Raw genomic sequence first — 13840 nt, forward strand, 5'->3', positions numbered from 1 at the left:
AATAAAAAAAGCCGAACTGTAGAGAGATAAAATAGTTCGGCAAAGTGGTAGCTGTTTAATGCGGCAATTTAATCAGTTTTGTTACGTCATAACCATAGTGCTTGGCAGTTTCTAAATAGGATTGATAAGTTGCTTCATCCAGTTGCGGTTCACGCGATAAAATCCACAGGTATTTATTGCTTGGTCCACCTACCAGCGCCATTTTATATTCCGGGTCAACTCGTAACACCCAATAATGACCTTTGGTAAAAGGAATCCAGCGCAAACCTCGGGGCAAGAAGCTGACCTTGAGTTTGCTGTTCCCTTCATTTTGTGGATAGGCAACACCTTCGGAGCTGATCATCTCGCCACTGGCAATACGGCAGCTATTCAATACCCCCATAGTCTGGTCAGCATTGACGCTATATTGCGCCGTGATATTGGATACACACTTACGCTGAAAATACATGGGTAAATGTGCAATTTCATACCACTTGCCTGCATACTGCTGTATATCAACCTGATCGACTGCCTGAGGAGCGACCGTTTCTGCTCGGGTATTCAGACTTAAACCCATTACGACCAGCGCCGTAGCTGCAAAAACTGACTTCAATAGAGTATTCATTTTTAAGCCTTATTTGATTCTATAGCTAAAATAACCCAAGTAGGTGTGAACAAAGTGTGAATATGGCAGCATGAAATCCGGATTTCTTCAGCATATAGTTCCATCTGGATATTGAAGCAGAATCTTTTTGCTCAAAGCCATGCTTTGGTATCATCTGCGACAGGAGTCCCATTCATTACATGCTGAATCATGGCATAGGCAATACTGCCCTTGAATGGAATCTCGGGTAATTGATCAAATTTGAAAAATTGCGCATCGCTGAGTTCATTTTCCTGGATCTGAATTTGTCCTGCATGATATTCCGCCTTGAATGCCATCATCAGATTACTGGGAAATGGCCATGGCTGACTGGCCAAATATTGAATATTTTTAATCTGAATGCCGACCTCTTCCAGGGTTTCGCGGCGTACTGCCTCTTCCAGGGTTTCCCCTACTTCGACGAATCCGGCAATCAGACTGTACATCTGGCTTTTATTGCGCACACTTTTTGCCAGCAGAATTTCATCTGTACCCCGGGTGATGATAGTAATCACACAGGGGTTGACCCGCGGATACTGGTTATAGCCGCAGGATGGACAGAACATGGCATACTGAATGGCATGCTGCCGGGTAGCATGACCACATTGACTGCAAAAACGGTGATTACGACGCCATTCCAGTAACTGTACCGCACGGCTGGCCTGTTCAAACTGTGCTTTGCTCCAGACTTGTACCAGTTGACGGATCGGAACCAGCTGATAACCTGCCGGCAGAGGTTCTTCTGCTTGCAGGTCGCGTGCAATTACTTCGCCATTTTCCGAAAGATCCAGATCATGCTGAAGCCTTTCGACCTGCGGCAACTCGAAATGATCATCTACCAGCAATTGTTGCTCTCTGAAAATATATGCTTTTGAATGTATGCTCATGATCATCGCCTGATTAAAAAAAATCCCATACAGAGGGGTGTATGGGACAAAACTAAGGAAGCATACATGGAATAGCTTCATCTGAAATACTAGGTGTAAGTCATCTGATTTACAACCATAATAATTTGTATCTTTTTGATTAAAATCACATAATTTTCACACCGTATATGAATTGAGCAAACATATGCAGCGGGTTGCATCAATCTATTTTTAAATATACGTCTGCATCTTCACAAAAAATTGAAGTTACCGTATTTACACTCCATTCTCTTAAATCAGCTTTGGAGTTAATACGTGTTTGGGTCTAATTCTGATGAATCGGCTACCGCATCAGCTTGCCATGCTTAAGGTCAGATAGCAGATCATACTTATATGTACTCAACCGGATTGACGAATCACAAACGATGAAAAAACAGCATCTCCCTGAAAAAATCTGTATCCACTGCTTGCGTCCTTTCAATTGGCGCAAGAAATGGCAACGCTGCTGGGACGAAGTCAAATACTGTTCTGAGCGTTGTAAGCGCCAGTCAAGACAACGCTCAGACTAAAGCTTAGAAACGCTTGTACTGCCGTGAACAATGAGAGCGACTTACTTCAGGTGAACGTAAGTGTAAATGCTTGGTTTTTCGCCCGGTCATGCGTTCACGCCACATTTTAAAGCTACTGACTTTCATATTTTGCCGCATTAAGCGGATCACTGCGGCTTCATTCAAACCAAACTCGCGCTGAATGGCTTCAAATGGAGTTCGATCTTCCCAAGCCATTTCAATAATCCGTGACAGGTCCGCTCCCACATATTCAATTACTTGACGCACAACATGCCCCTTATTGCTTTGATCTTTAAAAATAGGAAATAGATAATACTGAAGCCAAAAGCTCTCGATTTCGCGATCAGGTATCACTGATCAGTTTTATTTTATGAAAATGAACATGAAGAATTTGTGATTTTTTGCAGAATTTATATTTTTCTTATGCAGTACTATTTCAACCAGACCCGCCTATTTTTCTTGTGCAGCGATGAACTCTGGAAAACACAGCCAGCAAGCATACTGCCCTTCGCTTTATTTTTCTGAACATATCCAGGAAACGCCGTCTGGATAATTTCAAAAGCAGATATAAGGCATACTACTCCAAGTTCCAGCTTAGATTACCCCCAGATAAGTGACGGAACTTAAGCACCTATCCGAGAAGATAAATCACATGATCTCCTTACTTCTTCCCTCTGAAATCATTGATTAAGTACGATTCAAATTTAGCTAAAAATCAAAAAAATATTTATGGCAATATATAAAATGTCTCTCATAAAATTTCGGAATCATTTATTTTTCATCTTATTTTAGAGAAGTAATTTTCTATATTTTCTTTTAAAGTATAAAAAAAAGTTTAAATAAAAAAAGCTAAGATAAAGCAGCCTGTTCATACTTATAAAAAATCTTTGAGGAAGAATTAGCGCTTGTCATCATCTGGGTAGACTAGATAAAAAATAAAGAAAAAGATGATTTTTCCAAGAAAAATAGTGCAAACCAATTCACATTTTTTAATATTTTACCAGATAAATTGGTACTTTTTGTGATAGATCATGTCACTATGAAGATGATTTAATTAATTCACGGAATAACAACAAATATTATAGGAAATAATAATTAAATTTTGGCTCTCTGCTTCTTTTTATAAGAACAACTTAAACAAAGAAAGACTCAGAGGATTTATTTTAAACGAATTGGAACAGGAGATGGAAATACACCAAATATAAGACTAAATCACCTTATGACAAAGTAGTCAATATTTTGAAATAAAATGCATTGTTAGGCATTTATAAAACCATCACATACAAAAGAGTTAAGGTCATGACAAAAAAATACAGTAAATTTTTATCTATTCCAGCAGATTTTAATTTAGAAGATTCACCCTATCACTGGATTACTCAAGTGCACACTCAATATGTGCAAAACGTTGATTATGCGTTAAAAAAATATGGCTTAGATAATTCGAGAAGACGTATCTTGCTGGCATTAAAATCTAAAGATAGAGCTAGTATTTCCGACTTGTCCGACATGCTAATTTATAAGATGTCGACTACGACTAAAATCATTTATCGCCTGAAAGAGGAAGGACTGGTACAGACTTATTCCTGTGAGGACGATGCACGAATCACCCGGGTATTGTTAACAGAGAAAGGTCAGCACATGATTAACAAGATTAATGATCTGAGTGGTGTTGTACTAGAACAATCTTTCGATGGTTTAACGCCTTTGCAAATTGAAAAAATGCTACGCAGTCTCAAGCATATTTTTCACAATCTGGCTCCTATACATTAATTCAATCCAACCTGAATTAAGATTTATAAATGTTGAATAAATCAGGAGAAATTTATCTGATTTAGTTTTTTGTCGATTTGGGGCGTAATATTTTGCTATTTTTTATAAATCTTGGATTAACCTTTGCAGTGCAATACCCTGCTCTTGAAATAATACCAGACTCGGACCTCCACAGCCGAGTCTTTTTCCTGGATACTGATTTAGAAGATTGATGATTTTTATTAATAAATAATAGTTATCTGTGTAATCATGGAGAAGACTACTTTTCTAATCTATTGATCTATTAATCCATTCGTTTTTGGGTGTTCTCATCTTGTATCCTGTAGTCTAAGCATCAGTAAAATAGAGCTTTATTTCAACCTATCAATGAATTCCGAAAGTGAACCATGATTCAATTTCAGGTAGCCGATTATGAATATGATCTGTAATTTCTGAATCATAAATATTGACAACATGTGTCACCCCTATTTTTATTCGGTTATATCTGCCAGTAAACGGAATACAGTCTGTAAAAGGATTTATTCAGGACAACATTTAAGTTTCAAAGTACTTCAAACTCAATCCGGCGATTCTTTTTACGACCTTCAACTGTCATATTGTCAGCTATAGGCTGGGTTGATCCCAGGCCCTCAACACTTAAACTTTCCGCTGCGATACCTTTACTGATCAAATAATTTTTAACTGCTGCTGCACGCTGCTGGCTCAGCACTAAGTTTTTATCTGCATCACCCGAACTGTCCGTATGCCCAATAATCCGCACTTTCTTTCCGCCCACTTTATTTAAAGCCATGACCATTTCATCCAGGATTTGTGTACCTGAAGACGCCAGTACCGCACTACCAGATTCAAACTCGATAATTCGGTTATTCAAGACTGCATCAATAATCTGCTGTTCTGCCTGATTTGCAGTGAGCTGTGCGTTTAAATGATAGTTTTCTGGTATTAAACCCTCAAATTTTTTAGTCATTATTTTAATTTCATTGGGGTTTAAAACCTTGCCATACAACTGAATATCAGCTCCTTTAATTATTAACTTTCCTTGTTTCACCTTTTTAAGATCGTCATTTATCACATTATTAACTATAGTTGACCAACCCTCAGGCACAGTCACCAGACGAATCTGAATGCGATCGACTACATTTTTCTCGCCATACGTTGCATGTAGTTTAGTCAAAATTTCCTGTTTAATACTGTCATTTGGAACAACACCTTCAATAATAATCGGTTGAGCATAAAGATTGAAACCCAACAATCCCATTGCTAAAACCACGATCTTATATAGATTTTTATATTTCATTTTTTTTATTTGTATATTCATTTTAAGCTTCTAAAAATGTTTGTTTAAATAATTTGATGTCTTGGTTTATCCCATCTGTACCCTTGAACATATCGCTGATTGGTCAAGATCATGGCAAGCTAGCGCCTGTTTTTTCTGCCGGCAGCGTCGAGGTTTGAGCTACTTTTACAGATGCAACTGTACTCTGTGCTGCAATCACCGCTACTGATTGATTCGAAACCACCTGATCTACCAACTGTAAATTACTATAATTTGGATTAGCTCCGATGGAGCTTGCATTATTGCCACTCACTAGCCGGAAATGGGTCTTTACAAATAGTCCAGGCTGATCTTTACTGCGCCAGACCATTTCAAAAATATTACCCTTTTGAGTACGTTGTGCACTATCAATCAGACGGTTAATACCATATTCACCTGGTTCATCGAATATCGTATGGGTCTTCCCTTCCAGATCAATCACTGTAATTCTTGCCCCCGGAATACTGTCAGGATTTGGCCAGATAAAATTTACCCATTGTTGAACGCCATTTTCGAATAACATTCTTTGTCCATCAATATCAATGGTATAAGCCAGTAAATGAGACTGTTCCAATGGATAAAACTGAAAATTGGATTGATTGACATTCATGCTCTTGGAATTGGTATGGTTTATCTCCCCAGTTGGCAGACCATGTACAGGAGCGACATAATTTTGAAAATTTGCAATAAATTCAGGGTTTAGACTGATGCCTAAACCTTGCCAGGTTTTTGAAGTCAAGCTATACCCGCGCCGGATTATTAAAGGATCCAGATGCGCTTTGACAAAGCGCGCAATACTACCATTTTCACCAAAAACCTGATTAATTTCTTGCGTGGTTGCCTGCAAACTGGCCTGACTGCTAAAAGGATATTTTTGTGCCAAATTTCCATTGAATGGTTGATAGGCTTGGATCTGCCATAACTTATTCATTTCAGCCTGTGCCGGAATGATCAAACTTTCAAAGGAACGTGTTAGCGGAATACTCAATAATTTTTTAATCAGCTGCTGATCCAGTTCATTGCTTCCCACCGATATTTTTTCATCAATAAACTTTTGGGTAAGATTAAAGATGGAGGTCTGCTCGTTAATGGTTTGTTGAAGTAACGATATGCTGGCCGGCCCAATATCTCCAGAACTTTTTAAATCATTAAAATGGCTGCGCACTTTGGCCATAGCCTGCATATATTCATCTAGTAGTGAACGGTTTTGCAAATCATCCCGTGAGCGTACGATCTGATAGAACAGCTGGAAATCTTTCGCAATCATGCCCTGAGAGAGCTGTGCCGCAGAATTCTGTGCCAGTTTTGCATCATCCCGTTGCAGGATCTTGCGTTTGAACCAGGCCATAAAACCTTTTTGTGGAACCGCCAATTCAGCTTGTACCAGCGGATTATCCCAGCTGGTCTCCTGTGCTACACGTTGCATGACCTTGCGAATGGGCGAGTTTTCTGGCTCGGCCAAGATATCAATCTGACGGCTATGCTGATTAAAATCGGCTGCCTTGGCATAATGAATAGCATTTAAAAATTTACGCCATTCGCTGATATATTCTTTTTTATACAATTCAGTCAACTGGCGTCGAATTTGTTCAGGACTACCACTAAAACTCAGGTCATCTGCTTGTGAGGTATTCAGCACCCAGTCTTTGCTCTCGGTGGAGCTGTGTGCCGCTGTATCTATGGCATGTTGTACGTATTCATTCCAGGCCTGATAACTATAAAAACCGGGCAAGGCATAACTTCCCAACATCATGGTCTGTCCTCGTTCCCCGACTATCTGCTTGATCGTTAAGGCCGGAAAACGTACCGAAGCCCGCATTTTAATTTCGTTATAGACACGGTCACGTGCTGATATACCTGTGGTTATTCCAATTAAAACCTGACGGGTCTGTTCCACCAGAGCAGGATCTGAATCAAGCTGCGGAAATAAACTGGAATCTGTCAAGGTCATCGTATAACTCAGCAACTGTTCAGCCTTCTGCAACATTTCAGCTCGTGGCTGCTGGCCCTGATGCCGATCTAACCAGATCCGCCAGAAACGTGTCAGCTGATCACTCAGATGATTTGAATCGATATAATGACGGTTGCTCAACATCAGATATGTTTTAAGTGCATTATAGGCATCTTGAGGATTCTGCTCAGAAGGCGCTAAGGCCAGTTGTTGGACTTGGGCAACCGGATGAATGGCTACATTGACATGATTTTCTTTTAGCGCTGCTGAATTGTTCTGTACCTGTTGCAGGTATGCTGCGATATTCTGCTGGGTAGGCTGCAAGATAAATTGCTCAATGCCTTTCAAATATTCAGTTTGCAGTTTCTCCCGAAGTTGCTGGCCTTGATACAGGCCAAGACTATATTTGAATGGACGATCTTGATCGAATTGATCCAGCTGCTGTAAATGCCCTTGCAGGATTAATAAGGCATCCATTTGCGTGGCCAGCTCATTGCCAGACTGTTGCTGCATCTGTACGACCTTATGCAGATCAGCCTGCACCTCGGCCATTAATTGCTGATTGTTCCGATAAGACCATATCCACAAACTTAATATGATTGCTACGCTGAGCAATGCTCCACTAAAAGCCATAAAGCGCTGACGTTTTCGTGCCGGATTAATATGCTGCTTTACCAGATTTTTATCTTTGAGAATGACCTCAGAAAATAGATCTTTCAGGAAATAACCACGGTTTCGGGATTTCGATTGAGTTGACAGGCCAGTTTCCCCATCACTGCCAACCAGATGAAAATCCTCAGCAATCTGTTTTGTCATCGGACTTTCGATTCGGCCTTCCTGTAAGGCACTGGTAAAATAAAAACCGCGAAAGATCGGTTTAAACTGGTAGGGGTTTTCTTGAAACAGGATTGCAATAAAAGTTCTTAATACCGGTTTAAGATTCTTAAATTCCAGAGGAAAGGTCATTATACTGGGTGAAATCTGCTGCGAATGACGACGACTTAGATGAGTCGTGCTGACATTTTTGAGTCCCTCATATAAAACACTAAAGTGCTTCTCAAACAGATGAACTGCATTCTCGCTTGAGTCTGGTTCATAAGCCAGGGTGGCACCCCAGACCTGATCGAACTCCTGCTCATAGTAACAATCAAAAAATTCGCTAAATCCGGCAATCAGATCCATCTTGGAAAATACCAGATAAACCGGAGCAAATACCTCTAAACGTTCAGTCAGATCCTGAATACGCGCACGCAGGTTTTTAGCCAGTTGAATGGATTTTTCCGGACTTTGATTGACCAGTTCGGCCACACTGACCATCACAATCAATCCATTCACAGGTGCCTGAGCACGATTTTTCTTGAGAATATTCAAAAGTCCCAGCCATTCCGGATGATCTTCTGGATAGACCGAATAACGTCCGGCTGTATCGAGCAACACGCCCTGTGTTGAAAAAAACCAGTCACAGTTCTGCGTACCAATGCCTCCGGCAGATCGCGTGCTTTGATGGGTTTCTTCAAATGGAAAACGCAGACCTGAGTGATAAATAGCTGAACTTTTCCCTGCTTCAGGATGACCAATCACCAGATACCATGGCAGCTCATAGAGTGCAGCATTACCCTGGCGATCGCCCAGTTTAGATTTGCGAATCAGCTGAATCGACTTTTTGAACTGTTGACTCATTAACTGAAGTTCTGCTTTATTGTTTTTATTTTGAGCTGCTAGATCTTTAGATAAGGCACTTACAATTTCCTGGCCCTTTTTAGTATGCCGGTAACGCTGGATCCAGACATAGAATCCCCAAACCATTAAAATAGTTGCATATCCTCCCAGCACAATCCAGAAGGTACGATCAGAAACCGTATTTTTCATAGAAATAATGACTACGAGAAAAGATAAGGCCATCATCGCTTTAGGATGACTCATATACTGCCAGACATAGCCCAAGGCTGCATAAAATAATGTATTCACTGTTATCTCTTATTTTAATTTTTATTAATAATTAGGCGACTAATGCGCATTCATCCAGTTGACCATTTTCTGTATTTATAAAAGATAAATAGGTGAATTCCTGTTGTAGGCTATACGCTATTGTAATGGCATTGTTAGTTAAATGTGCTGACAGCATCGCTGCAAAAACTGTCGCTAGATGCTGGCTATGCCCACAATAGCTGACTGGATGAAGGCTATGTTCTGGTTCGAAATCAATATTCGCGAATTTTTTTTGTACTTTCTTGATCTTTTGTGCATGCGTGGCTTCATCTAGCAAAACCAGAAAAGGTTCAGTCTGTTCTAGTTGAGCAGAGAGATTAGGTTGCTGTTGAGCCAGATATTCCTGCAGATGATGGACATGCTTACCGATTTGCAGGATTCGTAACGGGATCATTCCTTCTATTTCTAATTCCTGTGCAGCGAGGCACCAGCTAGCGGCATATTCTGCTGCAATATAATGTTCATTTTGCCAAACTTGATCATTAAGATATTCCTGATCAATTTCAGAATCCGCCATGATAATGAGACTGATCTCATGGGATTGTGCTGTGCTCTGCTGCACCAGCTCCAGCCAGTTTGCATAGGCAATATCAGCCGGAAAAAAATGCCATGCGATATGAATCTGGGCAGGAATAAGTGAATATTTTTGCTCAATCTGGCTTAAAAGTTGCTCTTCATAGCTTTTATTCCAATCATCAACCCAGCGATTGGCCAATAAAACATGAATATTCAAGCGGTTTAAGCGAGTAACTGCTGCTGTCATCGAGGCATTATTATTCTCATCTTCATGATAATTTTCCTGTGACCATGCTGGATGTATCCGATATTGATATGCCAGTTTATGATCATAAAATATTGCAGAATGCTTTAACTGTCTTGCAATTAAGCAAAGACTTTCCCGATGCTGTTCTAGCTGATGTTGAATGAGTTGTTGAATACGCCGTTCCCCCAACTTTGTAATCGGCTCTTTTTCAGACAGGTCTTGCTCAGGCAATTGATCTATTGCATGAATACGATATGACAGCACAGGCAGACCAAAATGATTCAGCAATGTTGAATCTAGATCAGGACTCCTGAACTTCAGCATTTGCCGCACGATCTCTGCATTTTCACCAAAAGCGTGCCAAGCGGCAGCCGAAAAAATATTTAGGGTATCATCTTCAGGTAGCGTTACAGGTTCTTTATTATTTTCAGAATTTTGCTGCTGTACTTGGGCCAATGCATTTGCTCTGTTCTGCTGCTCTTGTTTTCTTTGCTGATGGTATTCCACCAGGATGTATATAAAATAAGGGCTAAATAACAGCAAGCAAAGTAACAAAGGTAAAATACCAAGATACAGTGTCAAATCTATGCTTGATGGATCGTACTGGATATCTCTCCAGTAATAAATGACAAGACCACTGGTCAAAACAAAAAAAACTAGAAAAATCTGTATGATAGACTTGATCATGACATCGTTCCTATTAGACTATAACAAGTTTCCGTACTATGTGTTGCCGGATTGGACATCAATGCAGCCCCTCTTGCCAATCCCATGGGATTCACTTGTCCGAGTTGTACTGAACATAACTGATCTTTATCTAGAATTAGCCGAAGATCGACCAATAAGGTGGGATTACACCAGATTTGCAGTAACTGTTTCAGCTTGTCACTTTGTCTGCCTCCAGATAAAAAACTCAAATAATCTGCGCGTTTTAAGGGGCCGATCACAATTTCAATTTTTTCATCAATTTGCTGAATTCTTTCCCCACAAAAGCTGTTGATTCCCAGCAAAACTGGTAATGGTGCTCCTAACCTGCTTTTTTGCTGCTCGCTCAGCTCAAAAGTTTCCGGGATAAACTCATTGATCTGAAAGTTAAATTTGAAAATACAGGACAGGATGCTGCTTAATGCATAATGGGTATTATTTTGTCCCTGCATCAAACCTGAAAATTCAGCAAAATAGTCATCTATATTTTGCTGCTCATGCGACTGTGCCGTATAGCCACTCAAAGCATGTAACATGCTCAGATAATGATTTTCCTGTTCAATTTCATAGCGTAATGGTAAATGATAGTTCAGACAGGCATCCACATATTGGGCCGTCAATTTATGATTAAATAAACCCAGAAAATGTAGAATTTCTTCTCGCTGTAGTCGTGTTCCCTGTTTAATTTTATGCGTATAAATATAGGGCAATACTCCTTGAATGCCCGTTAGTCCCACCATTAAACTGGTCAATTGCACTTTATTATCTTGATTTTTCAGTGATTCAATTTCAGAGGCTGGGAAATTAAGACTCAGCGAACTGAAAAATTGAAAGGCTCTACTCCATTCCTGATGGTTTTTTTGTTCAGGTGCATGTCTTAATAACCGTGTGGCCTGAATAAATTCAAAGCAGGTTGGTTGCTGATAGAGCTGGTTCACTATAGAAGTCTTTTGCCACCAATTTGCTGTACGCATTGGTATAACTCCTGCTTTGATTTTGCATCAATGACGTGCATATCTACATAACTATTCATTTGAACTTTTAAATTAAAAATATGATTTAGAATCTGCACAAATATATAGAGGCTGGCTCCCCGAAATACTTCAGTATCGATCTGAATATCCACTTTGACACCACGTACAAATAGTGGGAATGGTGTATGTTGATGTAGTTTCTGCGTCAGGGAAAACTGTATAGCCTGGATTGAATTAATGATCAGACGGTTTTCTTGGGATTGCGGCAAGTTATAAAGCTCAAGTAATTCTTTAATATGACTGACCGCGTCCCCTTGCATTAAAGAAAGATTATTCAATGATAAGTGCGAAATGATTCGCCACTGTTCCTGTAGTTTTTGACCAAAATAATAAGGTAAATTCGGCCTTTTCAGTAAGGTCGCTTTACGTATCAGACTATGATCATTTAAAGATAAAGTGTTTTGATTTTTATTATAACTTTCATAAGGCAGATCCCGATTGCAGCATAGCAACTGGATACTGACAAAGTCTGACGAAATTTGATGGGGTTTTAATGATTTTGAAATAATTGAATATTTCAGTTCTGTAGAATTGTTATTGTCGTTCTCTGGTCGTAGATGATAAAAAAATTGCACATCTGCCTGATAATGACTCATGGCAAAGAAAGGTAAAACTGAATAGCTTGAGCCTACCTGATTTTTTTCACTTTTTTCTCGCAATAGATTCATTTCAGTAATTGCATAAACCTGAAAAAATTCAGGGTGATGTATATCACTTATTAATGAATATTCCAGGTGCTGATGATCAATTTTCTGTGGTTCTGCTTGTTTGGGGAACAAATTTACTACGGGTGTAGCAAATAATTTAAAATTAGCGCTATTTAATTCTGAATAGTTTCGGATTATTGCCTGATCATTCAGATTCATTTGAAAATGAATTTTTAACTCAAATTCAGTAATTTCTATATTCAGGGTTTTAAGAAAACTTAAATTCAGATTAAGAAAATTAAATTTTTCTGGAAAGCAAAAATATTCGGTTAATAAGCGATAAGCATGCTGGGTATGCTGATCGATTGGCAGCACACTTTCTGCTTCAGTAAAACCGATCAACTCAAATGGATTGGTAATATCAATTTCTTGATCCTGTATCCTTATAACAAAACGGGTCTCAGGCTTAAAAATACAATCCAATACCTGTAATGGAAAATTGGAAATCGCATCCAGATAAATCGGCAGTTTTTTTTGTTCGAGCAACCGTTGCTGCTGATTTAAAATTTCAAAACCAAAAATGAAGGTCGCGTTCCGATGTAAATGGATATGCGCTGAAGCATGTGTTTTGAAATTCAGCGTTTTTAATGCAATCGGCAATAGCTCAACCGGGTTTGCCGTCCGATATTCACATTGCACGCCACGAAGACTTTTGGATTTTAATATCGTCTGCTTAGGAATGAGCTGGCAGTCTTTAAGCTTGCTGATTTTATGACTATCGCCAAAACTTACCACTGAACAGGCTGGAAAAGGCTTCAGATATTGAGGAAACATCACCTCGAAAATAGAGCGGGTAAATACCTCATAGCTGTCATGCAGCTTTTTATCAATCCGGGCAGAAATTAATGCAAATGCCTGAATCAAGCGTTCAATATGCGGATCATCAATTTGTTCCCGATTAAGTGCAAGACGTTGGGCAATTTTTGGATATTTTTGGGCAAACTCGCGTGATTGTTGTCCAAATTCTTGTAATTGCTTTTCATAATACGGTAATAAGTCTTCAATCACAGCCCACCTGCTGAAGTTCTCGACAAAATTACATATTGTTGTGTTGTCGGTTTTAGGAAGGCATCAAAAATCACCGGTTCATATAGGGGATAAATATTTAAATAGGCTTGAATACTCAGACACACATTCCCCCTATTTTGTTCATCTATCAATATCTCGACTTGAACCTGTTTTAAACGGGGCTCATGCGCATGAATAGACTGTGCAATAGAACGACAGATTTTATCCCGATCCAGCGGATTTGCCGTTGAAAGCCCGACAAAATCTATAATGCCAAACTGAAGAATTGATTTTTTGACCTGATCATACCCTTCAACCATATTCTCTAGATTTACTAAGCGGCTATTTAAGAGATCTTCCAGATCGGCAGCCACCGACTCTCTTAACGCCTGTAATGATACACCCTCGACACCATGAGTATCCTGAGACAAAAGGCGGTCAAATAATGTTGTTCTAAATCCGTACGGATAGAGCTGATCCAGGTTCATATTATTATTTTCTAATTTTATTTATTTTGTTAAATAGGTTGAGAGAGGCTGAT

Annotated in this window: 11 protein-coding genes; 2 read left to right on the plus strand and 9 right to left on the minus strand. The window is 39.4% G+C overall.

The features are described from left to right. Window positions 1–55: 55 nt before the first annotated feature. A complete protein-coding gene (locus AC3IT7_RS07385) occupies window positions 56–604 on the minus strand; it encodes a lipocalin family protein (protein WP_489249957.1) in 549 nt (182 codons plus the stop codon). Window positions 605–735: 131 nt separating this feature from the next. Continuing rightward, entirely contained in the window at window positions 736–1509 is a 774-nt protein-coding gene (gene nudC / locus AC3IT7_RS07390) for an NAD(+) diphosphatase (protein ID WP_489249958.1), read from the minus strand. 404 nt (window positions 1510–1913) lie between these two features. On the opposite strand from nudC, the gene AC3IT7_RS07395 reads away from it, so the two are divergent. Beyond that, window positions 1914–2057: a DUF2256 domain-containing protein gene (locus AC3IT7_RS07395; protein WP_489249959.1), complete on the plus strand. Its 144-nt coding sequence runs from the start codon at window positions 1914–1916 to the stop codon at window positions 2055–2057. 3 nt (window positions 2058–2060) lie between these two features. Here AC3IT7_RS07395 and AC3IT7_RS07400 read toward each other — a convergent pair whose 3' ends face one another. Then, window positions 2061–2273, minus strand: coding sequence for a TIGR03643 family protein (locus AC3IT7_RS07400; protein WP_489249987.1), 213 nt, complete (start codon window positions 2271–2273; stop codon window positions 2061–2063). A 1083-nt stretch (window positions 2274–3356) separates the two neighbouring features. On the opposite strand from AC3IT7_RS07400, the gene AC3IT7_RS07405 reads away from it, so the two are divergent. Continuing rightward, window positions 3357–3827 (plus strand): MarR family winged helix-turn-helix transcriptional regulator, encoded by a 471-nt coding sequence (locus tag AC3IT7_RS07405; RefSeq protein ID WP_489249960.1) that lies wholly within the window; start codon window positions 3357–3359, stop codon window positions 3825–3827. 541 nt (window positions 3828–4368) lie between these two features. Here AC3IT7_RS07405 and AC3IT7_RS07410 read toward each other — a convergent pair. From AC3IT7_RS07410 to tssE, 6 genes are all read right to left on the minus strand, one after another. Further along, window positions 4369–5085, minus strand: coding sequence for an OmpA family protein (locus tag AC3IT7_RS07410; RefSeq protein ID WP_489249988.1), 717 nt, complete (start codon window positions 5083–5085; stop codon window positions 4369–4371). A 148-nt stretch (window positions 5086–5233) separates the two neighbouring features. Further along, window positions 5234–9061 carry a type VI secretion system membrane subunit TssM gene (tssM, locus tag AC3IT7_RS07415; protein ID WP_489249961.1) on the minus strand — a complete coding sequence of 1276 codons (3828 nt, stop codon included), beginning with the start codon at window positions 9059–9061 and terminating at the stop codon, window positions 5234–5236. A 31-nt stretch (window positions 9062–9092) separates the two neighbouring features. After that, window positions 9093–10532, minus strand: coding sequence for a hypothetical protein (locus tag AC3IT7_RS07420; RefSeq protein WP_489247994.1), 1440 nt, complete (start codon window positions 10530–10532; stop codon window positions 9093–9095). Next, window positions 10529–11524 (minus strand): type VI secretion system baseplate subunit TssG, encoded by a 996-nt coding sequence (gene tssG, locus AC3IT7_RS07425; RefSeq protein ID WP_489247995.1) that lies wholly within the window; start codon window positions 11522–11524, stop codon window positions 10529–10531. The genes AC3IT7_RS07420 and tssG overlap by 4 nt, the downstream gene beginning before the upstream one ends. After that, the gene (gene tssF / locus AC3IT7_RS07430) at window positions 11488–13299 is read right to left on the minus strand and encodes a type VI secretion system baseplate subunit TssF (RefSeq protein ID WP_489247996.1); all 1812 of its coding nucleotides are present in this window, start codon (window positions 13297–13299) and stop codon (window positions 11488–11490) included. Before tssF ends, tssG begins: the two co-directional genes overlap by 37 nt. After that, complete coding sequence (tssE, locus tag AC3IT7_RS07435) at window positions 13296–13787, minus strand: type VI secretion system baseplate subunit TssE (RefSeq protein WP_489247997.1); 492 nt, start codon at window positions 13785–13787, stop codon at window positions 13296–13298. The genes tssF and tssE overlap by 4 nt, the downstream gene beginning before the upstream one ends. Window positions 13788–13840 lie beyond the last annotated feature (53 nt).

The sequence above is a fragment of the Acinetobacter sp. KH_038 genome (assembly GCF_057839405.1).